This window comes from Pantoea sp. RSPAM1 (genome assembly GCF_038816185.1).
In the GTDB taxonomy this organism is placed as follows: Bacteria; Pseudomonadota; Gammaproteobacteria; order Enterobacterales; family Enterobacteriaceae; genus Pantoea; species Pantoea ananatis.
This window is the reverse complement of sequence record NZ_CP046137.1, coordinates 129,249-153,783: the sequence shown is the minus strand read 5'-3', so window position 1 is coordinate 153,783 and position 24,535 is coordinate 129,249. Positions and strand designations below refer to the sequence as shown.

The following is a 24,535-nucleotide window of genomic DNA, read 5'->3' as shown; positions in this document are numbered from 1 at the left end:
AATCACACCAATGTTTAACGCTGGTGACATGTTCGAGACTTTTATTCAGTCTTTGCTGGCTCAGACGCTGACATCTCTGGAAATCATCCTTGTCGATGATGGATCGACTGACGGCTCGGGTGAGAGAGCGGATGACTACGCACAACGTTATCCTCACATCCGGGTCATTCACCAACCTAATGGCGGCGTATCACGTGCACGAAATGCCGGGCTGGCTGTTGCATCCGGTAAGTACGTCACCTTTCCGGATGCTGATGACACCATGAAGCCAGAGATGTATCAAACGCTGGTCGATATGGCAGAGGCAGACGATCTCGATGTGGCGCAATGCAATGCCGAATGGTTTTTCCAGGTCAGCAATGAAACCCAGCCGTTAATACCGCCTGAACGACTCTCAAGCACATCCGTCCTTAGCGGCCCTGAGTGGCTCAACAAGGCGCTAAAGACGCATCGCTATAAACATGTTGTCTGGCTCGGTATTTACCGACGCGAACTGATTGAAAAACTTAAGCTAAATTTTGAACCTGGCCTGCACCATCAGGATATACCCTGGACAACAGAGTTCATGCTGAATGTAAAACGCGCGCGTTATACCGAGAAACAGCTTTACCGCTACTATTTGCACAATGCTTCAATCAGCAATCGCAAGCGGACCGGCCTGCGTAACGTTGAATATCAGCGTCACTATCTGAAAATTGCGCAAATGCTGGAGTCAATCAACAGCCGCTATCGCCATAAAGTCAAAATCTACCCGGCATTCCACTATCAGATTACATACGAAGCCCTGAGCGTCTGCCACAGTATCCGACGCGAGCCGGACGAATCAGCGCGACAGGCGATGATTGCCGATATCTTCGCGACCCAGACACACACGCGTATGCTGCGTAATGCGCGCGGGATAAAACAGTGGTATCACCTTCTGCTATGGCTGGGTCGAATTTATTACTGGCGCAGGAAATAAGCGGCGTCACTTGCTTTAACCTCAAAAGGGTTTGCCCTACAATCGGCTCACTGAATTCTGAGAGCATTTGAGTATGACAAGCCCGATTCCAGTCCAGTTTCCACCCCAAAAAATTCTGTTAATCAAACTACGTCATCACGGCGACATGCTGCTGACTACGCCTGTCATCAATGCTTTGCATCAGCATTACCCGCAGGCCAGCATTGATGTCCTGCTCTACAAAGAAACCCGGCCCATGCTGGAAGCCCATCCATCTGTCCGTCATCTGCACATCATCGATCGAAACTGGAAAAAGGAAGGTGGCTGGCAGACTTTTCGCCATGAAGTTGCACTGGTCTCCGCAGTGCGAGCCTGTCATTACGATTTGGTGATTAACCTTGCCGATCAGTGGCGCAGTGCCATTCTCACCGGCCTGTCTGGCGCGCCGGTACGCATTGGATTCGCGTTTAAAAAGCGTGATAACGCCTTCTGGCGCTGGTGCCACAATCATTTGGTTACCACAGAAAATCATGAGCGCTTACATACGGTTGAACAGAATCTTTCCGCTCTGTCACCGCTGCAGATTTCAACCGACGTTGCCAGAGCCTCTATGCACTTTAGCCCGGAGGATGCGTTAAAAGTGCAGAATATGCTGCTTCAGCAGCAGGTGAAGCCCCCTTATATCGTGCTGCAGCCTACCTCCCGCTGGCAGTTTAAATGTTGGGAAGAAGACAAGGTTGCCGCCACTATCGATCAGTTGGCTCAAGCCGACCGCAAAGTCATCCTGACAGCAGGACCGGATGATAGTGAGCTGGCGATGGTTGAGCGGATTCTGGCGCAGTGCCAGTCTCCGCATGTTATCTCGCTGGCAGGCAAACTCTCTCTGCCACAACTGGCTGCACTTATTGCTCGCGCTCAGCTCTTTATTGGCGTTGACTCAGCCCCGATGCACATGGCCGCCGCGCTCGACACGCCCTGCATTGCGCTTTTCGGTCCGACAAAACTGCAGCACTGGCGCCCCTGGGGTGACAACAATCGGGTCATCTGGGCTGGCGACTATGGCCCCCTTCCTTCTCCGGATTCCATTGATACTCGTACCGAACAACGTTACTTGTCCGTTATCCCGGTTGAGGACGTCGTTACCGCAGCAAGGAGCTATCTAAATGAGTAAGTTACGCCTGGCGATAGTCCGGCAGAAATATCGCCCTGATGGCGGGGCCGAACGCTTTATTTCACGCGCGCTGGAAGCCCTGGGTAGCGAAAAACTGGACCTCAATATCATCACCCGAAGCTGGGAAGGCAAGCCCAACCCGGACTGGCACCTGCATATCTGCAATCCCGGGAAGCTGGGACGGGTTTCACGTGAACGCGGTTTTGCCCATGCGGCGCGGGCCTGCTGGGAACGTGAAAAGTTCGATATTGTGCAAAGCCATGAGCGTATCGCAGGTTGTGACATCTTTCGGGCTGGCGATGGCGTTCATCGTGTCTGGCTTGAACAACGGGCACGTATTGTTTCGCCCCTGCAGCGCCTTAGCGCCAGCCTCAGTCCATATCATCGCTATGTTCTGCAGGCAGAAGCCGATATGTTCAACTCCCCCGCTTTGAAAGCGGTGATATGTAATTCTGAGATGGTAAAAAAAGACATCCTGCGCTGCTTTGCACTGCAGGCTGACAAAATACATGTCATTCACAACGCCATTGATTCAACGCGCTTTCAACCTGCGACAGAGGCCGCCCGCCATGCGGTTCGGACACAGCTGAACCTGCCCGCTAACGCGACTGTTCTGATCTATGTGGGTTCGGGATTTGAACGTAAGGGCCTCAAAGCCGCCATTGAAGCACTGGCCAAAAGTAACCGCTATCTGATCGTGGTCGGCCAGGACAAACAGGCAAAACGTTATCAGCAGTTAGCCAGTCAGCTTCACTGCAGTGAGCGGCTTCGCTTTGTCGGCGTACAGCAGGATGTGCAGCCCTATTACCATGCTGCTGATGGGTTGCTTCTGCCCACTCTTTACGATCCTTTTCCCAACGTGGTGCTGGAAGCCATGGCCTGCGGGTTGCCGGTGATCACCAGCACCGGGTGTGGCGGCGCTGAATTTATTCGCGAAGGTCAGGAAGGGTTTGTTCGTGATGCGCTGGATGTAAAAGGACTCAATCAGGCCATCAATGCCCTTTCTGCTTTAACCGTTGACGGCAGAATGGGCGAAGCAGCAAGACGCAGGATTGAACCTTACACGCCGCAGAACCTGGCACATTCATTGAACAGGCTCTATCAACAGGTCCTGAGTCGCCACGCATGATGTGGGATGAGTGATTATGCTGTTTCTGATAAGATGCTGTATTCTGACTTTAATCTGCTTTTTTGACGCCAACGTGTCATAACGGTAACTATGACGACCATTTACACCGCATTGCTTTATCTCATTCAGCCACTTATTTGGCTGCGCCTGTGGCTGCGCGGTCGTAAAGCTCCTGCCTACCGTAAACGCTGGGCAGAGCGTTATGGCTATTGCGCCGGAAAAGTGAAGCCTGAAGGCATCGTTTTACACTCCGTTTCCGTGGGCGAAACCCTGGCGGCAGTGCCGTTGGTGCGCGCGCTACGTCATCGCTATCCAACGCTACCTATCACCGTCACAACCATGACGCCAACCGGTTCTGAACGTGCGTTGTCTGCTTTTGGCAAAGATGTGCATCATGTTTATTTGCCTTACGATCTCCCCAACGCCATCAATCGCTTTCTTGATACGGTCAATCCCCGCCTTGTGATCATTATGGAAACCGAGCTGTGGCCTAACATCATTCGTATCCTGCACCAGCGCCATATTCCTCTGGTGATTGCTAATGCCCGACTTTCGGAACGATCGGCTAAAGGCTATCGCAAGCTTGGCAAGTTCATGCGTAATCTCTTACAAAGTATCACGCTGATCGCCGCACAAAACGCCGAGGACGGTGAGCGGTTTGTGCAACTCGGCCTGAAGCGCTCGCATCTGTCGGTTACCGGCAGCCTGAAGTTTGATATCTCTGTTACGCCCGAGCTGGCCGCAAGAGCCGTAACGCTGCGCCGGCAATGGGCGCCCCGTCGCCCTGTCTGGATTGCCACCAGCACGCATGAGGGTGAAGAAGCTATCCTGCTGGATACGCACCGTCGCTTATTACATACCTTTCCAGATTTGCTGCTGATTCTGGTGCCGCGTCACCCGGAGCGTTTTAACGATGCCCGAGAGCTGACGCAAAAGCGCAACTTTAGTTTTACCCTGCGCAGCAGCGGTGAAATCCCATCCGGCTCAACGCAGGTTGTGATTGGTGACTCAATGGGTGAACTGATGTTGCTGTATGGCATTGCCGATCTGGCCTTTGTTGGCGGCAGCCTGGTTGAGCGCGGTGGTCATAACCCGCTCGAACCCGCCGCTCATGCTATTCCGGTGCTTATGGGCCCCCATACCTGGAACTTCAAGGATATTTGTAGCAAGCTGCAACAGGCACAGGGGCTGATTACCGTTACTGATGTCGCATCGCTTGCAAAAGAGGTGACGAACCTGCTGCAGGACGATGATTATCGTCGCTACTACGGACGCCATGCCGTAGAAGTGCTGCATCAAAACCAGGGCGCCCTTCAGCGTTTGCTTCAGTTACTTGAACCACATCTGCCGCCAAGAGCCCATTAATGACATCCCCTCGCCAACGCCTTTCAGTCGTGATGATTGCCAAAAATGAAGCAGAGCTGCTGCCTGACTGTCTTGCATCAGTGAGCTGGGCCGATGAGATTATCGTGCTGGATTCTGGCAGCGCGGACGACACGATGGCACTGGCCCGGGCAGCAGGCGCGCAGGTTTTTCAGGCGACGGAATGGCAGGGCTACGGCAAGCAGCGCCAGCGGGCGCAGAGTTTTGCCAGTTGCGACATGATTTTGATGATCGACGCCGATGAGCGGGTCACGCCAGAGTTACGTCAGGCCATTGAGCGGGTGCTCGAGGCGCCCCCGGGCGACACCGTTTACAGCTTGAGCCGCAGTAATCTTTTTTTGGGGCGATTCATGCGCCACAGCGGCTGGTACCCTGATCGAGTGATGCGCCTTTACCCACGTACGTTAAGCTATAACGATAACAGCGTGCACGAGTCACTCAATACCGAAGGCGCCTCCGTGCAGGCCCTCAAAGGCGATTTACAACACCTGACCTGTCGTAACCTGATGGCTTTCCAGCGTAAGCAGCTGGCCTATGCGGAGGCCTGGGCACAGGAACGATTTCAGCGCGGAAAAACCTGCAGCCTGTTTTCGGTTTTCAGTCATGCGCTCGGCGCCTTCGCGAAAACGCTGCTGCTGCGTGCCGGCTTTCTCGATGGTAAACAGGGTTGGCTGCTGGCGGTCGTCAATGCCCAGTACACCTTCAACAAATATGCAGCGCTATGGGCGCTGACTCATGCTTCGGCGAAAGGGCGCACATGACCACGAAAGCTATTTATCCAGGCACCTTCGATCCCATCACATTAGGCCACATCGATATTGTGACGCGTGCTGCGCAGATGTTTGACCGGCTGGTCGTAGCCATTGCCGCCAGCCCGAGCAAAAAGCCCTTATTCACGCTTGATGAAAGAGTTGCGCTGGCGCGTCAGGCGACCGCGCATCTGGCCAACGTTGAGGTGACAGGTTTCAGCGATCTGATGGCCAATTTTGCCCGCACTCAGCAGGCAAACATTCTGGTGCGCGGATTGCGTGCCGTGTCGGATTTTGAATATGAGACACAGTTGGCGCGTATGAACCGGCATTTGCTGCCGACGCTGGAAAGCGTGTTTTTGATGCCATCGGAAAACTTTTCCTTTATCTCTTCTACTCTGGTGAAAGAAGTGGCGCGGCACGGCGGCGACGTCTCGGCCTTCCTGCCCGCGCCTGTCCACCAGGCTCTGCTGGCAAAACTGCCTTAGTGTTGACAGTTGGGGCACCAGTAAGTACTGCGTTGCCCATGCTTGCCACTGACAATCGGTGTGCCACATGCCCTGCAGGGCTCTCCCGCGCGACCATAAACCTGTAGCTCTTGTGCAAAATAGCCCGGTTTGCCATCACTTTGTAAAAAGTCGCGTAATGTTGTTCCGCCCTGCTCGATTGAGCGCAGCAGTACCGCTTTGATGGTATTCGCTAATATCGCCGCATCTTCATGGGAAAGGCTCATTGCGGGTCGATCAGGAATGATCCCTGCCGTAAACAGTGATTCACTCGCATAGATGTTACCCACGCCAACGACAATTTTATTGTCCATTAGCCACTGCTTAATCACCGTTCGCTTTCCGCGGGATTTTTCAAAAAGATAGTCGCCACTGAATGCTTCACTCAGCGGCTCTGGGCCAAGGTGTGCCAGTACGCTACTGCCGGCCAGGTCACTGCTCCACAGCCAGGCGCCAAAACGCCGGGGATCGGTATAGCGCAGGACTTTACCGTTGCTCATGACCAGGTCGACATGATCGTGTTTGGCTGCGGGCAACTCTTCAGAAAGGACACGTAAACTGCCTGACATACCCAGGTGGATAATAATCCAGCCGTGCGGCAATTCGAGTAAAAGGTATTTGGCACGACGTTGAACGCTCAGCACAGGCTGATCGCTTAACGCCAGGATTTCTTGTGACACTGGCCAACGCAAACGCGCGTTGCGCACGACTGCGTGAAGAATTGTCTGACCAACCAGATGTGGCTCAATGCCGCGTCGGCTGGTTTCTACCTCTGGCAACTCAGGCATAACCTCTCCCCTGCGCATTACACAAACAAAAAACCCGGCCTGAGCCGGGTTTTTTGCAGAAAACCAAAATTACTTAATTTTGGCTTCTTTGTAGATCACATGCTGACGTACAACCGGATCGAACTTTTTCAGTTCAAGTTTCTCTGGTTTAGTACGTTTGTTCTTCGTGGTGGTATAGAAGTGACCTGTACCAGCAGAGGAAACCAGCTTGATCTTCTCACGAATACCTTTAGCCATGATTCAGTTCCTTAGTACTCTTAGTACTTCTCACCACGGGCACGCATGTCGGCTAACACCGTATCAATGCCCTTTTTATCAATAATACGCATACCTTTTACAGATACACGCAGAGTAACGAAGCGCTTCTCGCTCTCAACCCAAAAACGGTGTGAGTGCAGGTTCGGAAGGAAACGGCGTTTCGTCGCGTTCATTGCGTGGGAACGGTTGTTACCGGTCACCGGACGCTTTCCAGTTACCTGGCAGACTCGTGACATGTCTATTCTCCAAAAATCAAATCAGCTCGAGCTTTAAAAATTAGGTTTTGGCCGCCTCGTCAGGCTTACAGCCCGCCAGGCGAGTTCCATGGAACCCGCTAAGCTGGCCTAACCGCCAAACCCGAGATTCTCAAAGGTGGCGTAGTATACGCCGCTCGGCCCAAGTGCTCAAGTCCCGAACAGATAAAGATCCCGAATGATCGTGTAAAAATCCGCCACCTGGACCAGATTTTCAGGCTCAGAGCCATCCCCGCTCGGTAAATGAGACCGATTCACCCCGTCCAATCACTAAATGATCGAGCACGCGAATATTTACCAGCCGACACGCTTCGCAGATTTTAACGGTAATGTCGCGGTCAGCCTGGCTCGGCTCGGCTCTTCCTGACGGATGATTATGTGCGATGATTAACGCTGCGGCGTTAATTTTAAGCGCCTCGCGCACAATTTCGCGCGGATGCACTTCCACACTGTTAATCGAGCCTGAGAACATTTGCCGGGCGGTTATCACCCGGTGTTGATTATCCAGAAACATCACGATAAAAATCTCACGTTCCTGATCGGCTAACAGCGTTTGCAGATACTGGCGTGTCGCAAGCGGACTGTCGAGGGTATTTTCACGGGCCAACTGGCTGGCGAAAAACCGTTTAGCCAGCTCAGCCACGGCACGTAGCTGAATTAACTTAATTTCCCCCGCCCCTTTGATTCCTTTGAAATCCTCCGCACTGGCGTTCACGATGTTGTAAAGCGACCCCAGCTCTTGCAACATCTGCTGCGCCAGCTTCATCACCGGTACGCCTCTTGAACCCGTACGTAAAAAGATGGCCAGCAGTTCTGCATCGCTTAATGCATCTGCGCCCAGTAGCTTGAGTTTTTCCCGTGGTAGAAAATGATTCATTGCTGCTCTCCCTGTCGCCCCCTGTATCATCTTCTGTCAGTCAACACGTGACCAGTGAGCAAATGTGATTCTTCGGCACTTCTCGCAAACGCAGCCTTTGAACAGGTGACGGCAAGGTTTTGTGATAAAATTCGCCCATTCCGCCGTGGCTGTACGGCAACTGAAAACGAGGTCAACTGCATGATGGGATTAGCCGGTAAAAAAGTGCTTTTAGGCGTAAGCGGTGGCATCGCAGCCTATAAAACCCCCGAGCTGGTGCGCCGTCTGCGCGATCGCGGTGCCGATGTACGCGTGATGATGACCCATGCAGCAAAAGCGTTTATTACGCCCCTCAGCCTCCAGGCCGTATCGGGCTACCCGGTAATGGACGATCTGCTCGACCCGGCAGCCGAGGCCGCCATGGGCCATATTGAGCTGGCCAAATGGGCCGATCTGATTCTGCTGGCGCCCGCATCCGCGGATTTAATCGCGCGCGTGACAGCCGGTATGGCGAACGATTTAGTGACAACTGCTGTGTTGGCTACCGCGTCGCCTGTCGCGATTGTGCCGGCGATGAATCAACAGATGTACCGCGCAGCCATCACGCAAACGAACCTGACGACGCTGCAGGCCCGCGGCGTATTCATCTGGGGGCCTGACAGCGGCAGCCAGGCATGCGGCGATGTCGGGCCGGGCCGCATGCTCGACCCGCTGGCTATCGTTGACCATGCGGTTCAGTGGGCCAGCCCCGTCAACGATCTGCAACATCTCAACATTATGATTACCGCCGGCCCGACTCGTGAAGCCCTCGATCCCGTGCGCTACATCAGCAACCACAGCTCAGGAAAAATGGGCTTTGCCATTGCGGCCGCGGCCGCCAGACGCGGTGCCAGCGTCACACTGATTAGTGGCCCGGTTAGCTTAGCAACGCCCGTGGGCGTTAAGCGGGTGGATGTGACGTCGGCACGGGAGATGCAGTCTGCGGTGATGGACGAGATAAATAAACAACATATTTTCATTGCAAGCGCAGCCGTGGCAGACTACCGGGCAGCCGACATTGCGGATGAGAAAATCAAGAAACAGGATGACGATGATAATGTCACCCTGCAGCTCATTAAAAATCCCGATATCGTCGCGGGCGTTGCCGCATTAACGCAGGGCCGGCCTTTTGTGGTTGGATTTGCGGCTGAAACCCAGAATGTGGAAGAATACGCCCGAAAAAAACGCGCGCGTAAAAAGCTGGACCTGATCTGTGCTAACGACGTGTCGAAAGCTGGACAAGGGTTCAATAGCGACACCAATGCTCTTCACCTTTTTTGGCAGGAAGGAGAAAAGACCTTACCGCTCAGCGATAAGTCACTCCTTGGTCAACTTTTAATAGACGAGATTGTCAGCCGTTATGATGAAAAAAATAGACGTTAAAATTCTCGATGCGCGCGTCGGCAAAGATTTTCCATTGCCGACCTACGCGACACCGGGTTCCGCTGGGTTAGATCTTCGTGCCTGTATTGATGACGTGATGGAAATCGCCCCCGGGACTACAACATTAATCCCTACCGGCCTGGCTATCCATATTGCCGATCCGAGCCTTGCTGCTGTGATCCTCCCACGCTCAGGACTGGGCCATAAACATGGCATCGTACTGGGTAACCTGGTGGGGCTTATTGATGCCGATTATCAGGGTCAACTGATGGTATCGGTATGGAATCGGGGTCAGGAAAGCTTTACGCTACAGCCGGGCGACCGCATGGCCCAGCTGGTTTTTGTTCCTGTCGTTCAGGCCGAATTCAATCTGGTAGAAGAGTTTGATGCCAGCTTACGCGGTGAAGGCGGCTTCGGTCACTCAGGTCGTCAGTAACCAGCACTACCTATTTTCACTTACGCTCATCATTTTATTTCTCATCGCCATAGGTGTTTATCTTGTGGCTGATGCGTAGGTGTTGCCTGTTTATGGTGAAATTCAGGGGTTTTTAAGGGCATGGCAGAAAAAAAAGTCGTAAAGCGGAATCGTCGTGAAGAGATTTTGCAGGCGCTGGCGCAAATGCTTGAGTCCAGCGATGGTAGCCAACGAATCACTACCGCGAAGCTCGCGGCCAACGTCGGAGTTTCGGAAGCGGCGCTGTATCGTCATTTTCCCAGCAAAACACGGATGTTTGACAGCCTGATCGAATTTATTGAAGACAGTCTGATTACCCGCATCAATCTCATTCTTAAAGATGAAAAAGAAACAATGGCGCGCCTGCGTCTTATTGTGCAGCTGATTCTGGGGTTTGGTGAGCGTAATCCGGGGTTGACACGTATTTTAACGGGTCACGCGCTGATGTTTGAACAGGATCGTTTACAAGGGCGCATTAACCAGCTGTTTGAGCGCATTGAAGTCCAGCTACGCCAGGTGATGCGTGAGCGGAAAATGCGAGAAGGTGAAGGCTTTCAAACCGATGAAGCATTACTGGCCAGTCAGCTACTGGCTCTGTGTGAAGGATTACTATCGCGTTACGTTCGCTCGGAGTTCCGCTTTAGTCCCACCGCTGACTTTGATATCCGCTGGCCGCTGATTGCGGCACAGCTGGTGTAACAGGCAGGCGGGCAGCGCCCGCCTGTAATCAGACGCCGTACGCTTTTTGATACGCACGCACCTGCGCTAAATGATCGGCCATATGCGTTTTTTCAGCCAGATAGTCGATCAGGTCGTTGAGCGTGATAATGGCGGTAACCTTGCAGGAATAGTCACGTTCCACTTCCTGAATAGCGGAAAGCTCTCCCCGGCCACGTTCCTGACGATCCAGTGAAATCATGACGCCAGCCAGACTCGCATCATGGGCATTAATGATATCCATCGACTCGCGGATTGCCGTGCCTGCCGTGATAACGTCATCGACCAACATAACTTTACCCTGTAGCGGACTTCCCACCAGCAGACCGCCCTCACCGTGATCTTTCGCCTCTTTACGGTTAAAGCAGTAAGGCACATCCCGGTCATGATGATCGGCTAAGGCAACCGCTGTCGTGGTCGCAATAGGAATCCCTTTATAAGCGGGCCCGAACAGCAAATCGAAATCCACGCCGCTGTCCACTAACGCCTGCGCATAGAAACGCCCCAGCAGCGCTAAGTCTCGCCCGCTGTTAAACAGACCGGCATTAAAGAAATAGGGACTTTTACGACCAGATTTTAACGTAAACTCACCAAATTTAAGCACCTGCTTATTCAGTGCGAATTCAATAAACTGCCGCTGCCAGGCTTTCATGTCTTACTCCTCAGATAAAAAAAAGGCGACTCTGCGGTCGCCTGTTACTTTATTTTTCCAACGCCGCTTTTTGCGCCTGAATTAACTCTTCGATGCCGCCGCGGGCCAGCGCCAGCAGTGCCAGCAACTCTTCATGGCTGAAAGGTTCGCCTTCCGCCGTGCCCTGCACCTCGATCATACGGCCGTCTTCCATCATCACGACGTTCATATCGGTTTCAGCAGCGGAGTCTTCAACATATTCAAGGTCACACAGGGCTTCACCGTTAACGATGCCCACAGATACCGCCGCGACCATCCCTTTCATCGGGTTCGCTTTGAGCTTACCGCTGGCAACCAGTTTGTTTAGTGCATCCGCCAGTGCCACGCAGGCGCCGGTGATAGATGCGGTACGGGTGCCACCATCAGCCTGGATGACGTCGCAATCAAGCGTAATGGTATATTCACCCAGCACTTTAAGATCGACGGCTGCGCGGAGTGAACGGGCGATCAGACGCTGAATTTCCAGCGTGCGGCCGCCCTGTTTGCCCTTCGCGGCTTCACGTGCCATGCGGCTATGCGTTGAACGCGGCAACATGCCATATTCGGCAGTGACCCAGCCCTGTCCCTGTCCTTTGAGGAAGCGCGGAACACCTTCATCCACCGTGGCAGTGCAGAGCACTTTGGTTTCACCGAATTCCACCAGAACGGAACCTTCTGCGTGTTTAGTGTAATTGCGGGTCAATGTGACTGGACGCACCTGATGTGCGCTACGGCCTGCTGGACGCATGGTTATCTCCGGCTTGCAAATGATTGGCTGCGTATTATACGGACTTCCTGGCCCGCTGTCTCTTGCAGTGGGCTGTAAGGCTCAGGATGAAATTCATGTGGGAGTATGGCTAAATGCCCTACCTTTTGCCGCATTTTACGAACAGATTAAACTATGGCCGCTATTTTACATTTCCTGCTGGCGCTGGTGGTGATTTTCGCCCTTGCGCTGTTGGTCAGTCATGACCGTAAACACATTCGTCCGCGCTATATCATTCAGCTCATTATCGTTGAAGCCGCGCTGGGCTGGTTTTTCCTTCATTCTGCCAGTGGACTGGCGCTCGTGGGAGCGGTGGGCAGCTTCTTTGAAACATTACTGGGTTTTGCTGCACAAGGCACAGAGTTTGTTTTTGGCGGCATGAGTCAGCAGGGCCTGGCCTTTATCTTTCTTGGCGTACTTTGCCCGATTGTTTTTATTTCCGCTCTGATTGGTATTTTGCAGCACTGGCGCATTCTGCCGTTGCTAATCCGCCTGGTGGGAACTGTCCTGTCTAAAATCAACGGCATGGGAAAGCTGGAATCTTTTAATGCGGTCAGTACGCTGGTACTGGGTCAGTCTGAAAACTTCATCGCATATAAAGGTATTCTGGCGGATATCCCGCCGAAGCGCCTTTACACCATGGCGGCAACCGCTATGTCTACCGTCTCGCTTTCCATTGTCGGTGCATACATGTCGATGATTGAGGCTCGCTATGTCGTGGCGGCGCTACTGCTCAATATGTTCAGCACCTTTATCATTCTGTCGATTATTAATCCCGGTAAGGAAAGCGAGGAACAGCCTGTAGCCCTGGATAAGTTGCATGAGGAGCAGAGTTTCTTCGAAATGCTGGGAGAGTACATCCTGGCGGGCTTTAAAGTGGCGATGATCATTCTGGCAATGCTGATCGGTTTTATTGCGCTGATCGCGGCCGTCAATGCGCTGTTCGCAGCGCTATTTGGCTACAGTTTCCAGCAGCTCCTGGGCTATGTTTTTTACCCTTTTGCCTGGTTAATCGGCATCCCCGCCGTCGACGCCCTTCAGGCTGGGAGCATTATGGCCACTAAACTGGTGGCCAATGAATTCGTCGCCATGATCGAACTGAAGAAAGTGGCGGCAGGCATGACGCCGCGTGGATTAGGCATCCTGTCGGTATTCCTGGTCTCGTTTGCTAACTTTGCGTCGATTGGTATTGTGGCAGGCGCGATTAAGGGGCTGAACGAACAACAGGGGAACGTCGTCTCCCGATTTGGCTGGAAACTGGTATATGGTTCGACCCTGGTAAGCCTGCTTTCGGCTGCGTTCGCCGGACTGTTTATCTGATCATCTTACGGCGGCCTGGGCCGCCGTTAATGGCATCAGAAACTCACGCAGGAAGGCGAATCGACACGCATGACCGATTCCTGACCAAACTGTTTTTTATACTGCTCGCGTAGTGCTTCGACACGGCTGTTGTTATCGCTGTCAAAGTGATAGATGAGCACCAGCGCTTTGCTTTTCTCACGCGCCAGCTGACCGTTTTCACCCAACCACTGCCCTTGCGCATCATAAACCGAGAGCCCGGCTTTAAAGCGAGGCGTCACTTGTTTATCGATAAAATTCATCCAGTCCAGCGAACTCACGCTACCGCCTTGTGGCTTACTGAGACCAAACCACAATGTGGTTTGCATCATCACCTCACCGCCAGCACAGATGGGAACAGGTCGGGTTGATGGCACAGGTGGCGGTGATGGCGAATGACAGCCAGCCAGCAGTAAGGTCAGCATGACAGGAAAGCGTAATACGTGAGACATAAACGGGGTCCTCAACGAGTAAGCCAGTAAACAGCATAAGTGCCTGTTGCTGAAAGCGGAAATAATTTGTTCTCTCATCCTGCTGCTGCTTACACCTGTTATGGTTAGCTTTGCCTCGTTATACTGACTTTAATCTTTCTGAAAATGAGTAACGCTTATGATCCGCAGTATGACCGCCTACGCCCGCCGTGAAGTTAAAGGCGAATGGGGCAGCGCCGCCTGGGAGCTGCGTTCCGTTAACCAACGTTATCTTGAAACCTATATTCGTCTGCCAGAGCAGTTCCGCGGACTGGAGCCGATGATTCGGGAACGCATTCGCCAGCGTCTGACGCGCGGTAAAATCGAATGTAATCTGCGCTTTGATGCCGATCCCGGCGCACAAGGCGAGCTGATGCTGAACGAGTCGCTGGCTAAACAGCTGGTTCAGGCCGCTAACTGGGTGAAGATGCAGAGCGACGAAGGCCAGATCAATCCACTGGATATTTTGCGCTGGCCTGGCGTGATGTCTGCGCCAGAACAGGATCTGGACGCGATTAATACACAGCTGATTCAGGCACTAGATGGCGCACTGGATGATTTCATTGCTGCACGTGAGAGCGAAGGTAGCGCATTGAAATCCCTGATCGAGCAGCGTCTGGAAGCGGTAACGCATGAAGTCAGTAAAGTGCGAGCTCAACTGCCTGATGTCATTAAGTGGCAGCGTGAAAGGCTGATCGCCAAACTGGAGGACGCCGAAGTGCAGTTGGAAAACAACCGCCTGGAGCAGGAACTGGTGATGATGGCGCAACGTGTGGATGTAGCAGAAGAGCTGGATCGCCTGGATGCGCACGTTAAAGAGACGTACAACATTTTGAAGAAAAAAGAAGCCGTCGGACGTCGGCTCGACTTCATGATGCAGGAGTTCAACCGCGAGTCGAACACTCTGGCCTCGAAATCGATTAATGCAGAGATCACCAATTCAGCCATTGAGCTGAAAGTGCTGATTGAACAGATGCGCGAGCAGATCCAGAATATTGAATAATTTTCTCTTGTTTTCCAAAGCTTTTCAATATTTATCAACGCCCTGATTTATCAGGGCTTTTTATTTCCAACCTGTTTTGTACGTTTCAATTTGTTTCATCCAAGCGGTGAGCACGTCAAAGTATTGAGACCAGGCTATGACAGTAATTTGAGAAAAAGATGAGATTCTCAGCACTTCCCTTTCCCGTATATGAAGTTTATTATTACACTAATCAGCTATAGGTTAAGAGTCAGAAATGAATATCTTGTAATGACAAGGAACTGAGTTTACAGACATGACGATATTTAAAGATTTGGATCTACCTTCACAAGTAAGAGTTTGGTCTGAAAATTAATATCATAAGGAAGTTATTATGTCAGCTATGGTGTTCCCAGTCACACTTTATCAGACTAAGCATCAGTTCAATGACCACAGCTCTGATGATATGCAATGTGGCGATCTTACTGAAAAACAGCTTAGAAGCGACTTAGGTCTTGATGATGTTTCTGATGTCGTTGATCCGTGGACTGGAGAGGAAGTCTCAATATTTAGTTCCTTCCGTAAATCCCAACCAAAATCAAAAACGGTAATTGCTCAAATCCTTTTCGATGAGTTTCTTCGAGTGTCATTGCCTACATATTACTTAGGGCAACATAATTTATTTAATAATCTTGTAAAGCATTTTTATCATGGCAATGGAAAAAGCTATTCCAGCCCTTTTCTTGATAGTGCATATAAAAGTTTGATATTAAACGAACAATCCTCTCCGTTATCTTCGCTAAAAATAATCCAGTCTATGCTCGATAAGGTTGCCATTGATGTAAAAAATGGCTTATCTGATGCCGACAAAGATTCAATAACTAAAGCAATAGGAAATTCAATACTTCCTAAGTTTAACAGATGGGCAGATAGCTTTAATGGATTAGGAATGTCTATACATGACATATATGCCACAAAGATACAACTCACTAAAATTGATATCACTGAGAGTGGTTATGTAGCGAAAGTAACTTTTACGGGACAAGATCATTTTGGTCTCGACAAAACTGACATTATGAATATGAAGTTTCACTATATTAGGGCATTCCGCATCTGGTTTGTGCTCCAACGATGGGAAAAATTTGCATTTAAACCTTTTTTTACAAATATGAAAGCCGAGTTTGAAATTAGTAGCCGGAGGAATGGATGAAAGCCAGAAAAATTATAATATTTATATTAGCAGCTATTATTCTTGTATTCTTCTATTTGAATTTTTTTAATTCCACTAAGGTCCTTGCCGTTCACGGCACTGGCTCTAATAAAGAATTTTTAGTTAAAAACATGCCTTTCAGTGATAGTAGTAAAATTGAGTGGTGGGATAATAATGGAGCTAAAACCCTCTCATCCGCTGAAACTTACTTTGTTTCAATCTGGAAGTTTGACGGAAGATATCAAAAGCTTGCCCCTAAAAATTCAGGTATTTTTCCAGATCATGATACAGATTATTTACTATGCTTCGATGACATGAATACAGAAGAAAATTGTATTGATAAGTCTAATTGGATCATGGACATAACTAAGACAAAGGATGGCTATACCTATTACCGGATAGGAACCGAATCTTACTATCGGAAACTTTCTGGTGAACTCATGAAAGGTGAAAGATCAAAGACAACCATTCAATGACAGATGTAATCTGTAACCTGGCGAGCTGAACAGCTTGCCACTGTTATAAATGGGGAGTTGATTGGGGAGTAAAATGGTAAGCCCCTCAAAGGTCAATCCATTGAGATGATGATAAATAGCATTTATTTTATTCAACATTCAGATTCAATCGAGTTATAGCTAATTTTGCTTTGTAACGTTTACTATGTTAACTCATCATTATCAACCCCTTGTAATAGCCGACTTTTCTCATTACTGCTCAGTAAACTCAGGCGCGTAAAAAAGGCTTACCAACCTGCTGTAAGCGCACTGAACGCCCGTTTTACGCGTGCTATCTGATCAGACAGATAAAATCTGTAACCCGTTAATGTTAGCTTATCATTTCCGGTGCTCCCTTTTTTAACGGAACATGGAATTGATTTTTATGTTCCGTATTATGCATCCCTCTCGACAAGGGCCTTATTTCTTAAGTAAAGCGTTCTCCCCCCCTCCGCTAACCGAATAGTGAGATGTGATAAAGAGGCCGGAAACTAAAACGCGAAGAAGCCCAGACGTACAACAATTCCAGTATGGATAATGAAGATATTTTCATCTGAGTGATACACGACCTGGATGCCGCATTTCAGCCTGTCCGCCGATTTTCACACGCCTTAATGCAACGGTTTTTTTTTGTGATTTACCGCCCAGTATTCAGGCGGATTTGTTAAAAAAGAGAAAATCTTACTAAGAAAAAAAATGCCCATAAGGTGGTGAACTATAATCCACTAAGCTTCTTCCAGCAATCGGCATTAATAAGAGTCTGTAAGTGCTAAATCACTCACACTATCGTATAAAATAATTTTTAAAAAATAAAAAAGCACGATCGACTAAAGTTTTATTATTTGGTGCCGTTCTTTGTTTATGAAAATCAACACAGAGTGTGAAGCCATGAAAAAACTAACTTATGTATTTGTCTTAATGGCATTATCATCCTCGTCATTTGCAACTGGCGGCCAAATCACTTTTCGTGGTGCTATTGTGGAGACCGGATGTGATACCCTGATTGTTCATTCTCAGATTAAGCAAAGCTGCACAAGAGGGGGTAAAACCGAAGCTGCCACCCTAGGGTTGAATGACAGCCAGCAATCTTTGCCATTCAAGCTGGGCACGATGCAGTTAAAAAAAGTCGGTAATTACCGCATGATGACTGTGAATTACTACTAGCGCTCCTTTTTTGTACAGCATGTTCTTTCAGGCTATGATGTGACGTACGGGGACAGACGTGTATAGCCTGTGAAGACGCATGTCCTTACTCTCTCCTCTTATGATCTGCCGAAATCACTTATCGCACGGATCATGTCGCTTTTCATCACATCCCGGCGCATACTCGTCCTTAGCCAATTTTTAGAATTTTGCCACTCTGAATGTAAGTTTTTCGAAAAGATTTTAGCTTGTGAGTACAGAACTGTCTTAATTTCCCTACGCTTCCCTTAACGTTCTGGCTTTACAAGAGTATACTTAAGACGTTGTTTTTAAATCATTAAAAAATAAAACACCACCCTGTTTTGTTCGTTCAGTAGGCCATTCCATCGATCGTCTTAATCCACAGGATGACGAAAGCTCACTGTGACAGAGGGCACTTTTTGATAAAGTGCTGGTCGTAGTTAGCACAGCCGTACCGCTTGGGAACTTAAGGAATGGGTCTTTTTGCGTTACATCCATTACTCCTTTAAGGTCAATGATGAAAAACACCAGGCAATTCAGCAGCACACTTTTACACCCGCGTTATTGGTTTACATGGTTCGGTCTAGGCATTCTCTGGCTTCTGGTTCAACTCCCTTATCCTGTTCTGATGAGATTGGGTGCAGGTGCCGGTAAACTTTCCCGTCATTTCCTTCAGCGTCGAGAGCGCATAACCCGTCGTAATATTGAACTCTGCTTTCCTTTTATCAGTGAACAAGAAAAAGAAAGCATGATCGCGGGTAATTTTGCCTCTCTTGGTATGGCACTGGTTGAAACGGGTATCGCCTGGTTCTGGCCTGACCATGCGGTTAAACGTTTATTTAACGTTTCTGGCCTTGCAAACCTCTATTCAGCTCAAAATGAAGGCCGTGGCGTAATGTTAATCGGCATTCATTTTATGTCCTTAGAGCTCGGTGGCCGCATCAGCGGGTTGTGTCAGCCGATGATGGCCATGTACCGTCCGCATAACAACCGCGCGATGGAATACGTACAAACCAGAGGCCGGATGCGTTCCAACAAGGCGATGATCGATCGCCGCGATCTGCGCGGCATGGTGCAGGCACTCAAGCAGGGCGAATCCGTCTGGTTTGCGCCGGACCAGGATTACGGCCCTAAAGGCAGTACATTTGCGCCACTGTTTGCTGTTGAGAAAGCAGCGACAACGAACGGTACCTATGTTTTATCCCGCCTGGCCAAGCCGGCTATGGTGCCAATCATGCTGATTCGTAATCCCGATAACGATGGCTATAAACTGATTATTGAACCGATTCTGGAAAACTATCCTCATAAAGATGAATCAGCCGCTGCTGCTTACATGAACAAAGTGATTGAAAGCCAGATTATGCGCGCGCCGGAGCAGTACCTCTGGCTACATCGCCGGTTTAAAACGCGCCCGCCGGGTGAAGCGTCTCTTTACGTATAAAGACAAAGCAGGCTCTGGCCTGCTTTGCTTTTTCAGGCGGGATTCGTTTTACCGTTACGGCAAACAAGACAGGTTCAGCCTGAAAGCAGAACCCCCTATCCAGCCCCGCCTTTCTCTGCCTTCTTTAATAACTACCAAAGGCTATTTTGCCAGTACAGCGGTTGGGGCATTCTTACGCTCCGGTTTTTTATGTTCAGAATGTTTAAGTATTTACCCCTCACGCGCGTACAAAACGTGTTTATGCTTTGCCGCTGCTTAAGCATTTTATAGCGGAAAAATCCTGGCTCACGCTCTCACAGCGTTCCTATGTACAGTGTTTAAAAGCCTTTTTTATTCCAGACTCTTTTATGCTGGATAGTCACACCGAATCCTGGCACAAATAAATATGTAGATTTTATCTGTCAGTCAAAAAACATCATGCAGCTACTCAATATTAACCCTTATCTCAAATCCTATATCAGATTTTCCTTATGATGTTATTTCTAATAAAAAGCGCTATAAATCACCTACACACAGCAATACTTATATAACGATATAACAAAGGCGTTCAGTAACGTTCATTATGGCATCATGAATGTTATAATTATGAATGTCGTCTGGATAATTAAAACAACAACAGGGATTCAGCACCACCAGGGGAAATATGCACGCGATAGATCCGTTCGCGACAGCATCAGCTTGATCGTTAATATCACCTGTATAAACAGACCAAACGCTAAGCCAGGGTTTCACCTCCGCTTATCACTATAATTATTTACACGATGGAAAAACCATGGCTATACGTAAAATAAATATTATTGACGCTAAATGGCCCTTTCTTTCATCAATAAAAATCTTAAGCATTGGCGTGTTGCAACTTTCCCTGCTGGGTAAAATCCTGCAGGCAGAAGCATTCAATTTTCTGGCTGTCGTGATTGCTGGCCTTTTAATCATAGACACACTGGCGGATCGCGGCTTTTCAAACAAAGTGATTCGCTATTCCCCCCTCTCTGACAATACGTTGTCTGTCATATATTGGGGGAATGTGTTAATGGGCCTCCTCATTTTTTCTGCGTTTTTTATTTCCGGCATTGTTGCCGATCATCTTTTTAACCAGCCAGAGATTACCATGATGCTGGAGATGGCAGCGGTCATTTTTATTATTATCCCTCAGGGCCAGCATTACCGCGCGATCTTGCAGCGCGAAAAGCAGTATTCCGATATCGCTTTTTGCGAAATATCCTCCGTATTCGTTGGACTGATCATTACGCTGCTGACTGTGTGGAGCACGCCTTCCGTGTTGTGCGCGTTATGGGGCTATCTGGCAATGATTTCAGTAAGGATGCTGGCTTACTGCTGTTATGGCCGGGTCTGGTTTCAGCCCGAGTATCAATTTAATCTGAAAACCTTTTTCCAGGTTTGTATCAGGAACGTACCGCGATAAGAAGGTATTTGGACTTCAGGCATCTGATAAAAGGTCTTCACGTGCTGCCAGTCAGCACGTTTTTTTTGAGAACACACAGCCCTTTCCGTTATTGGTTATTCCTGCGGATTCAGCTCTGCTTTTCACCGGCCTCTGCATGCCAGCTGCCATTGACCCAACAGGTTTTCATCCTGCATGGCTTTCTTGCGTTGTTTCCTTTCCCTGTTTAAACCAACATAATGCCACGGCAGAGAGCATGATCAGGGCAATGCCTCAGCGCTCCCTGGCATGTCTGGATTAAAACCAATAAAAAATTTCATCTCTACTGGTGTCTTCATCCATGCACCTTATTGATTATTAATGTCTTATCCCGAACAGGATAATTTTTACTAATACTTTTAACGTCACTAACAGAAAATCTCAGTCGCGCCGTGCTCTTCAGTGGCGTAGCCTTGCCGCCGTCTTCCTGGAGCCTGCTATGTTACTTACTGTTCTCTATATCATTGGTATCACCGCTGAAGCGATGACGGGTGCACTTGCCGCCGGCCGTCGTAAAATGGACCTGTTTGGCGTGATTATTATTGCTTCTGTGACCGCGATAGGCGGGGGTTCAGTACGCGATATTCTGCTTGGCCATTATCCACTGGGTTGGGTAAAGCATCCTGAGTACATCATGATCGTCGCCGCGGCTGCCGTGGTGACCACTTTTGCCGCGCCGTTGATGACACATCTGCGCAAGGTATTTCTGGTTCTGGATGCGCTGGGTCTGGTGGTGTTTTCCATCATTGGCGCTCAGGTTGCGCTGGATTCAGGCCATGCCATGATCATTGCCGCGATAAGTGCCGTCATTACCGGCGTATTTGGTGGGGTTTTACGCGATATGTTTTGTAATCGTATCCCGCTGGTTTTTCAAAAAGAGCTTTACGCCGGTATCGCTTTCGCTTCTGGCTGGATGTACATCCTGCTCCTGAAAACGCCTCTGGCACATGAGCTGGTAATCATTATCACCTTACTTTTCGGTTTCTTTGCCCGCCTGCTGGCACTGCGGTTCCGACTCGGCTTGCCCATCTTCAATTATCCCCATCCTGAACACTGACGATGCCGGGATGCCCTGCTGCTGCAAAAAGGTAATCAACTTCCGCAGCCCGGCATCCTGAAATTGTGCGGCAATGCGTTCAGCACGTCTTGCGCCCACACCGGGCAGCGCTTGCCAGGTTTGCACATCACGAGCCAGCAAGGTTTCCCACTCTTTATCGGCCAGGGCGCGAAGTGCCTTTTGGGGCAACGCGATGCCCAACGCGTTAACCCAGCGACGCAAAGGTTGCTGGCGGGTCAATTCGAACCTGTGCCAGATTTGCTGTGCTCTTTCAGAGGAGATGCCTGCTGCAGCGGCAATCTGTTCTGGCGTCATCGTCAGCCAGGAAAACAGGTGCGTAATACAACCGGTATCCAGTAGTCGCTGCCAGGTGCTGCGCTGAACGCCGGGAATATTCAGCACGGACTTTTGACTCAGCCAGCTCAGGCGAGCCAGTAACTGGCGATGGCAATCCGGCGTTAACGTATAACAACTAAGATGAGTGAAGTGCTCAGAGCCCGGTGGCTCAGGATAATCACGCTGCGCCACGCGCCAGATAACGCGCTCCAGCCGGGGAATTCCCTGTCCTGCCAGGCTAACCGTCACCTGATCTCCCGCGATGACATCCTGCTCACGCCAGCGTTTTAACGATCCTATGTTGACACGTCTGACGGTTTTGTCATCAAGCTGAACGGGCTGAACATTCAGTACGACCGCCACCTTTCCCGTTCGTCCTATTGAGAAATCGACGGAGCGTACCTCACTGCTCACCTCCGGTGGCGGGTATTTCCAGGCGATGGCCCACTCACCCTCACCAGGCTGCCAGTACTTTCCTGCCGGGCGGGCAGCCTGGTGCACGACAATGCCGTCGGTAACAAAAGGCAAGGGCGCGCGAAACCAGCGCTCGCGCCAGCTTGCCGCATCCTCTTCATCCTGAACGGGTTGAGTCCAGTGGCTGGCGAGGTCAAAGCCCCATGAGCTCAACCGGGCCAGACGTTCAGGCATACTCGCCGGCCCGTCAGGCCAACCCCAGATAAAAATACCCAGCTGTGCCAGCAGCGGCGAGTCAGCCTCGCTCATCATTGCCCCTGCCACACGGGCTCTGGCATTCCTGCCGCCGTCAACAGCCTGCTGATGACCGGTCATCTTCAAAAAAAGCTCGCCCTGCAGGATGATGCTGCCTTGCTGACTGTCGATAACCGATGGAATGGCAGGAATATGACGGGCTTTCGCCAGCCACTGCTCGCCGTGTAACCCATCGCCGCGGCTGATTAGCGAGACCAGTTTTCCCTGTCGATAGATCAGGGAGACGGCAACGCCATCGATTTTTGGTTGTACCCAAAGATCATTTCGTGCCTGCATCCAGTAACCCAGCGCACGTTTATCCTGTACTTTTTTTACGCCGGTGTGCGCAACGGGATGCCACTGCGTACCGTCCTCTGGCAAGGCAGGCACATATTCATCCGCAGCCTGAGTAAAACAGCGCTGCCAGTGGTTAAGCCGCTGCTGCAAGCTATCGTAGTCTGCGTCACTCACCAGCGAACGCCCCTGCTGGAAATACGCCTTATCCCACTGCTGAAGTTGCTGTTGCAAATGCGCAATCTCACTGACGGCACGCGCAGACGTCCAGGCGGGGCACAACGCCGCAAGGGAAGAAAACGTGCTGAATATCAGTAGCAGCCCAACAATAAACATCCCTCTCATCCGTCACCTCCTGATTTTGAACCATTCAATCTCTGAACAACAGGCTGAGCCAGCCCTGTTCCGGTGTTCTGGAACGGGTTAGCCGAACAAAGCGTTGTGTTTTCAGCTGCTGCGGGCTGGGCTGCGTAGCATGTCGCATAAACTTTTCGCTTTGGAGATGGCGCAAACGCTGCGTGGGGCGGGGAAGCTGTGTATACTGTGCAGGAAACCGACTCCGCACTTAATCAATTCAAGAAAATCATGGCCCAAGGTACGCTCTATATTGTTTCTGCGCCCAGTGGTGCAGGAAAATCCAGTCTGATTCAGGCACTGTTAAAAACGCAGCCGCTGTATGATACGCAAGTGTCTGTTTCCCATACCACCCGAGGTATGCGTCCGGGCGAAGCGCATGGTGAACATTATTTCTTTGTTCAACAGCATGAGTTCGAAAAAATGATCGCGGAAGATGCTTTTCTGGAGCACGCGAAAGTTTTCGACAACTATTACGGCACCTCGCGTAAGGCAATTGAACAGGTCCTGGCGACCGGCGTGGACGTTTTTCTTGATATTGACTGGCAGGGCGCGCAGCAAATTCGCGCTAAGATGCCCGAAGCGCGCAGCATATTTGTTTTACCGCCTTCGAAAGAAGAACTGGATCGTCGCCTGCGTGGTCGCGGTCAGGACAGCGAAGAGGTCATTGCACGTCGGATGGCACAGGCCGTGGCAGAAATGAGCCACTACGCCGAATACGACTATTTAATTGTGAATGATGATTTTGATCTGGCGTTATTGGATCTGAAAACCATTATTCGCGCAGAACGTCTGCGCATGGCCCGTCAGAAAGCGCGCCATGATGCTTTAATCAGCAAACTGTTGGCAGTCTGAACCCAGTTTCAGTATGATGCCGAGTCATTTCTTCATCTGTGGAGTAGCACACCTATGGCACGCGTAACCGTTCAGGACGCAGTAGAAAAAGTTGGTAATCGTTTTGACCTGGTGTTGGTCGCTGCACGTCGTGCACGTCAGATGCAGGTAGGCGGAAAAGATCCGCTGGTTCCGGAAGAGAACGATAAACCTACCGTTATCGCACTGCGCGAAATCGAAGAAGGTTTGGTCACCAATCAGATTTTAGATGTGCGTGATCGTCAGGAGCAGCAAGAGCAGGAAGCCGCTGAGTTACAGGCCGTTACCGCTATCGCTGAAGGTCGTCGTTAACAGCTAGCTGCAGGTCAAC

The 24,535-nt window shown here is 50.3% G+C and carries 27 protein-coding genes; 19 read left to right on the top strand and 8 right to left on the bottom strand.

The window, feature by feature from the left end:
* The first annotated feature begins 10 nt into the window (after window positions 1-10).
* The 6 genes from GKC68_RS01225 to coaD all read left to right on the top strand — a co-directional run bounded on the left by GKC68_RS01225 (window position 11) and on the right by coaD (window position 5,860).
* The gene (locus GKC68_RS01225) at window positions 11-961 is read left to right on the top strand and encodes a glycosyltransferase (protein ID WP_342656517.1); all 951 of its coding nucleotides are present in this window, start codon (window positions 11-13) and stop codon (window positions 959-961) included.
* 73 nt (window positions 962-1,034) lie between these two features.
* The gene (gene rfaQ / locus GKC68_RS01220) at window positions 1,035-2,111 is read left to right on the top strand and encodes a putative lipopolysaccharide heptosyltransferase III (RefSeq protein ID WP_058706084.1); all 1,077 of its coding nucleotides are present in this window, start codon (window positions 1,035-1,037) and stop codon (window positions 2,109-2,111) included.
* Entirely contained in the window at window positions 2,104-3,240 is a 1,137-nt protein-coding gene (locus tag GKC68_RS01215) for a glycosyltransferase family 4 protein (protein WP_013027733.1), read from the top strand. Before rfaQ ends, GKC68_RS01215 begins: the two co-directional genes overlap by 8 nt.
* Before the next feature lie 90 nt (window positions 3,241-3,330).
* Complete coding sequence (gene waaA / locus GKC68_RS01210; protein ID WP_342656516.1) at window positions 3,331-4,605, top strand: lipid IV(A) 3-deoxy-D-manno-octulosonic acid transferase; 1,275 nt, start codon at window positions 3,331-3,333, stop codon at window positions 4,603-4,605.
* A complete protein-coding gene (locus tag GKC68_RS01205) occupies window positions 4,605-5,384 on the top strand; it encodes a glycosyltransferase family 2 protein (protein ID WP_028723188.1) in 780 nt (259 codons plus the stop codon). Before waaA ends, GKC68_RS01205 begins: the two co-directional genes overlap by 1 nt.
* The gene (coaD, locus tag GKC68_RS01200; RefSeq protein WP_014604743.1) at window positions 5,381-5,860 is read left to right on the top strand and encodes a pantetheine-phosphate adenylyltransferase; all 480 of its coding nucleotides are present in this window, start codon (window positions 5,381-5,383) and stop codon (window positions 5,858-5,860) included. The genes GKC68_RS01205 and coaD overlap by 4 nt, the downstream gene beginning before the upstream one ends.
* Here the strand turns inward: coaD and mutM are convergent.
* The 4 genes from mutM to radC form a co-directional block, all read right to left on the bottom strand.
* Complete coding sequence (gene mutM / locus GKC68_RS01195) at window positions 5,857-6,666, bottom strand: bifunctional DNA-formamidopyrimidine glycosylase/DNA-(apurinic or apyrimidinic site) lyase (protein WP_019105393.1); 810 nt, start codon at window positions 6,664-6,666, stop codon at window positions 5,857-5,859. The two genes, coaD and mutM, sit on opposite strands and share 4 nt — an antisense overlap.
* A gap of 69 nt (window positions 6,667-6,735) precedes the next feature.
* A complete protein-coding gene (rpmG, locus tag GKC68_RS01190) occupies window positions 6,736-6,903 on the bottom strand; it encodes a 50S ribosomal protein L33 (protein WP_001051798.1) in 168 nt (55 codons plus the stop codon).
* 20 nt (window positions 6,904-6,923) lie between these two features.
* On the bottom strand, window positions 6,924-7,160 hold the full coding sequence (gene rpmB, locus GKC68_RS01185; RefSeq protein ID WP_006121249.1) for a 50S ribosomal protein L28: 237 nt from the start codon (window positions 7,158-7,160) through the stop codon (window positions 6,924-6,926).
* A 238-nt stretch (window positions 7,161-7,398) separates the two neighbouring features.
* Window positions 7,399-8,085, bottom strand: a complete 687-nt coding sequence (gene radC / locus GKC68_RS01180; protein WP_080687748.1) for a DNA repair protein RadC — start codon at window positions 8,083-8,085, stop codon at window positions 7,399-7,401.
* Between the two features lie 150 nt (window positions 8,086-8,235).
* Here radC and coaBC point away from each other — a divergent pair, with 150 nt between their 5' ends.
* The 3 genes from coaBC to slmA all read left to right on the top strand — a co-directional run bounded on the left by coaBC (window position 8,236) and on the right by slmA (window position 10,609).
* Window positions 8,236-9,456 carry a bifunctional phosphopantothenoylcysteine decarboxylase/phosphopantothenate--cysteine ligase CoaBC gene (gene coaBC / locus GKC68_RS01175; protein ID WP_014604740.1) on the top strand — a complete coding sequence of 407 codons (1,221 nt, stop codon included), beginning with the start codon at window positions 8,236-8,238 and terminating at the stop codon, window positions 9,454-9,456.
* Window positions 9,434-9,892: a dUTP diphosphatase gene (gene dut / locus GKC68_RS01170; RefSeq protein WP_014333008.1), complete on the top strand. Its 459-nt coding sequence runs from the start codon at window positions 9,434-9,436 to the stop codon at window positions 9,890-9,892. Before coaBC ends, dut begins: the two co-directional genes overlap by 23 nt.
* A 120-nt stretch (window positions 9,893-10,012) precedes the next feature.
* Window positions 10,013-10,609, top strand: coding sequence for a nucleoid occlusion factor SlmA (slmA, locus tag GKC68_RS01165; RefSeq protein ID WP_028723190.1), 597 nt, complete (start codon window positions 10,013-10,015; stop codon window positions 10,607-10,609).
* Between the two features lie 28 nt (window positions 10,610-10,637).
* Here slmA and pyrE read toward each other — a convergent pair whose 3' ends face one another.
* A complete protein-coding gene (gene pyrE / locus GKC68_RS01160; RefSeq protein WP_013027742.1) occupies window positions 10,638-11,279 on the bottom strand; it encodes an orotate phosphoribosyltransferase in 642 nt (213 codons plus the stop codon).
* Between the two features lie 49 nt (window positions 11,280-11,328).
* Window positions 11,329-12,045, bottom strand: a complete 717-nt coding sequence (gene rph, locus GKC68_RS01155; RefSeq protein ID WP_013027743.1) for a ribonuclease PH — start codon at window positions 12,043-12,045, stop codon at window positions 11,329-11,331.
* A 153-nt stretch (window positions 12,046-12,198) separates the two neighbouring features.
* Here rph and GKC68_RS01150 point away from each other — a divergent pair, with 153 nt between their 5' ends.
* Window positions 12,199-13,383, top strand: a complete 1,185-nt coding sequence (locus GKC68_RS01150; protein WP_014333007.1) for a nucleoside transporter C-terminal domain-containing protein — start codon at window positions 12,199-12,201, stop codon at window positions 13,381-13,383.
* A gap of 35 nt (window positions 13,384-13,418) precedes the next feature.
* On the opposite strand, the gene GKC68_RS01145 is transcribed toward GKC68_RS01150, so the two are convergent.
* A complete protein-coding gene (locus tag GKC68_RS01145) occupies window positions 13,419-13,853 on the bottom strand; it encodes a DUF3574 domain-containing protein (RefSeq protein ID WP_028723191.1) in 435 nt (144 codons plus the stop codon).
* 157 nt (window positions 13,854-14,010) lie between these two features.
* Here GKC68_RS01145 and GKC68_RS01140 point away from each other — a divergent pair, with 157 nt between their 5' ends.
* From GKC68_RS01140 to GKC68_RS01110, 7 genes are all read left to right on the top strand, one after another.
* Window positions 14,011-14,874, top strand: a complete 864-nt coding sequence (locus GKC68_RS01140) for a YicC/YloC family endoribonuclease (protein WP_013027746.1) — start codon at window positions 14,011-14,013, stop codon at window positions 14,872-14,874.
* Window positions 14,875-15,226: 352 nt separating this feature from the next.
* Window positions 15,227-16,042: a DUF3289 family protein gene (locus tag GKC68_RS01135; RefSeq protein ID WP_013027763.1), complete on the top strand. Its 816-nt coding sequence runs from the start codon at window positions 15,227-15,229 to the stop codon at window positions 16,040-16,042.
* Window positions 16,039-16,518 carry a DUF943 family protein gene (locus GKC68_RS01130; protein WP_342656515.1) on the top strand — a complete coding sequence of 160 codons (480 nt, stop codon included), beginning with the start codon at window positions 16,039-16,041 and terminating at the stop codon, window positions 16,516-16,518. Before GKC68_RS01135 ends, GKC68_RS01130 begins: the two co-directional genes overlap by 4 nt.
* 906 nt (window positions 16,519-17,424) lie before the next feature.
* Window positions 17,425-17,700: a hypothetical protein gene (locus GKC68_RS01125; protein ID WP_019105388.1), complete on the top strand. Its 276-nt coding sequence runs from the start codon at window positions 17,425-17,427 to the stop codon at window positions 17,698-17,700.
* Window positions 17,701-18,217: 517 nt separating this feature from the next.
* Window positions 18,218-19,141, top strand: a complete 924-nt coding sequence (gene lpxP, locus GKC68_RS01120; RefSeq protein WP_264228677.1) for a kdo(2)-lipid IV(A) palmitoleoyltransferase — start codon at window positions 18,218-18,220, stop codon at window positions 19,139-19,141.
* 772 nt (window positions 19,142-19,913) lie between these two features.
* Complete coding sequence (locus GKC68_RS01115; protein WP_089529075.1) at window positions 19,914-20,564, top strand: oligosaccharide flippase family protein; 651 nt, start codon at window positions 19,914-19,916, stop codon at window positions 20,562-20,564.
* A 457-nt stretch (window positions 20,565-21,021) separates the two neighbouring features.
* Entirely contained in the window at window positions 21,022-21,639 is a 618-nt protein-coding gene (locus GKC68_RS01110) for a trimeric intracellular cation channel family protein (RefSeq protein ID WP_013027768.1), read from the top strand.
* Here the strand turns inward: GKC68_RS01110 and ligB are convergent.
* Window positions 21,553-23,322: an NAD-dependent DNA ligase LigB gene (ligB, locus tag GKC68_RS01105; protein ID WP_342656514.1), complete on the bottom strand. Its 1,770-nt coding sequence runs from the start codon at window positions 23,320-23,322 to the stop codon at window positions 21,553-21,555. The two genes, GKC68_RS01110 and ligB, sit on opposite strands and share 87 nt — an antisense overlap.
* 240 nt (window positions 23,323-23,562) lie before the next feature.
* Here ligB and gmk point away from each other — a divergent pair, with 240 nt between their 5' ends.
* Complete coding sequence (gmk, locus tag GKC68_RS01100; RefSeq protein WP_028722042.1) at window positions 23,563-24,186, top strand: guanylate kinase; 624 nt, start codon at window positions 23,563-23,565, stop codon at window positions 24,184-24,186.
* Between the two features lie 54 nt (window positions 24,187-24,240).
* Window positions 24,241-24,516 (top strand): DNA-directed RNA polymerase subunit omega, encoded by a 276-nt coding sequence (gene rpoZ / locus GKC68_RS01095; RefSeq protein WP_003851346.1) that lies wholly within the window; start codon window positions 24,241-24,243, stop codon window positions 24,514-24,516.
* Window positions 24,517-24,535: the final 19 nt, after the last annotated feature.

What these genes read in the sequence shown, in the direction of transcription:
- mutM (WP_019105393.1), bottom strand. Translation starts at nt 6,666, where the DNA reads ATGCCTGAGTTGCCAGAGGTAGAAACCAGCCGACGCGGCATTGAGCCA.
- GKC68_RS01125 (WP_019105388.1), top strand. Translation starts at nt 17,425, where the DNA reads ATGAAAAAACTAACTTATGTATTTGTCTTAATGGCATTATCATCCTCG.
- pyrE (WP_013027742.1), bottom strand. Translation starts at nt 11,279, where the DNA reads ATGAAAGCCTGGCAGCGGCAGTTTATTGAATTCGCACTGAATAAGCAG.
- rpmB (WP_006121249.1), bottom strand. Translation starts at nt 7,160, where the DNA reads ATGTCACGAGTCTGCCAGGTAACTGGAAAGCGTCCGGTGACCGGTAAC.
- gmk (WP_028722042.1), top strand. Translation starts at nt 23,563, where the DNA reads ATGGCCCAAGGTACGCTCTATATTGTTTCTGCGCCCAGTGGTGCAGGA.
- GKC68_RS01135 (WP_013027763.1), top strand. Translation starts at nt 15,227, where the DNA reads ATGTCAGCTATGGTGTTCCCAGTCACACTTTATCAGACTAAGCATCAG.
- GKC68_RS01115 (WP_089529075.1), top strand. Translation starts at nt 19,914, where the DNA reads ATGGCTATACGTAAAATAAATATTATTGACGCTAAATGGCCCTTTCTT.
- GKC68_RS01205 (WP_028723188.1), top strand. Translation starts at nt 4,605, where the DNA reads ATGACATCCCCTCGCCAACGCCTTTCAGTCGTGATGATTGCCAAAAAT.
- coaBC (WP_014604740.1), top strand. Translation starts at nt 8,236, where the DNA reads ATGATGGGATTAGCCGGTAAAAAAGTGCTTTTAGGCGTAAGCGGTGGC.
- dut (WP_014333008.1), top strand. Translation starts at nt 9,434, where the DNA reads ATGATGAAAAAAATAGACGTTAAAATTCTCGATGCGCGCGTCGGCAAA.
- lpxP (WP_264228677.1), top strand. Translation starts at nt 18,218, where the DNA reads ATGAAAAACACCAGGCAATTCAGCAGCACACTTTTACACCCGCGTTAT.
- GKC68_RS01110 (WP_013027768.1), top strand. Translation starts at nt 21,022, where the DNA reads ATGTTACTTACTGTTCTCTATATCATTGGTATCACCGCTGAAGCGATG.
- GKC68_RS01140 (WP_013027746.1), top strand. Translation starts at nt 14,011, where the DNA reads ATGATCCGCAGTATGACCGCCTACGCCCGCCGTGAAGTTAAAGGCGAA.
- rpoZ (WP_003851346.1), top strand. Translation starts at nt 24,241, where the DNA reads ATGGCACGCGTAACCGTTCAGGACGCAGTAGAAAAAGTTGGTAATCGT.
- GKC68_RS01150 (WP_014333007.1), top strand. Translation starts at nt 12,199, where the DNA reads ATGGCCGCTATTTTACATTTCCTGCTGGCGCTGGTGGTGATTTTCGCC.
- GKC68_RS01145 (WP_028723191.1), bottom strand. Translation starts at nt 13,853, where the DNA reads ATGTCTCACGTATTACGCTTTCCTGTCATGCTGACCTTACTGCTGGCT.
- coaD (WP_014604743.1), top strand. Translation starts at nt 5,381, where the DNA reads ATGACCACGAAAGCTATTTATCCAGGCACCTTCGATCCCATCACATTA.
- waaA (WP_342656516.1), top strand. Translation starts at nt 3,331, where the DNA reads ATGACGACCATTTACACCGCATTGCTTTATCTCATTCAGCCACTTATT.
- radC (WP_080687748.1), bottom strand. Translation starts at nt 8,085, where the DNA reads ATGATACAGGGGGCGACAGGGAGAGCAGCAATGAATCATTTTCTACCA.
- rpmG (WP_001051798.1), bottom strand. Translation starts at nt 6,903, where the DNA reads ATGGCTAAAGGTATTCGTGAGAAGATCAAGCTGGTTTCCTCTGCTGGT.
- rfaQ (WP_058706084.1), top strand. Translation starts at nt 1,035, where the DNA reads ATGACAAGCCCGATTCCAGTCCAGTTTCCACCCCAAAAAATTCTGTTA.
- ligB (WP_342656514.1), bottom strand. Translation starts at nt 23,322, where the DNA reads ATGAGAGGGATGTTTATTGTTGGGCTGCTACTGATATTCAGCACGTTT.
- GKC68_RS01130 (WP_342656515.1), top strand. Translation starts at nt 16,039, where the DNA reads ATGAAAGCCAGAAAAATTATAATATTTATATTAGCAGCTATTATTCTT.
- GKC68_RS01215 (WP_013027733.1), top strand. Translation starts at nt 2,104, where the DNA reads ATGAGTAAGTTACGCCTGGCGATAGTCCGGCAGAAATATCGCCCTGAT.
- slmA (WP_028723190.1), top strand. Translation starts at nt 10,013, where the DNA reads ATGGCAGAAAAAAAAGTCGTAAAGCGGAATCGTCGTGAAGAGATTTTG.
- rph (WP_013027743.1), bottom strand. Translation starts at nt 12,045, where the DNA reads ATGCGTCCAGCAGGCCGTAGCGCACATCAGGTGCGTCCAGTCACATTG.
- GKC68_RS01225 (WP_342656517.1), top strand. Translation starts at nt 11, where the DNA reads ATGTTTAACGCTGGTGACATGTTCGAGACTTTTATTCAGTCTTTGCTG.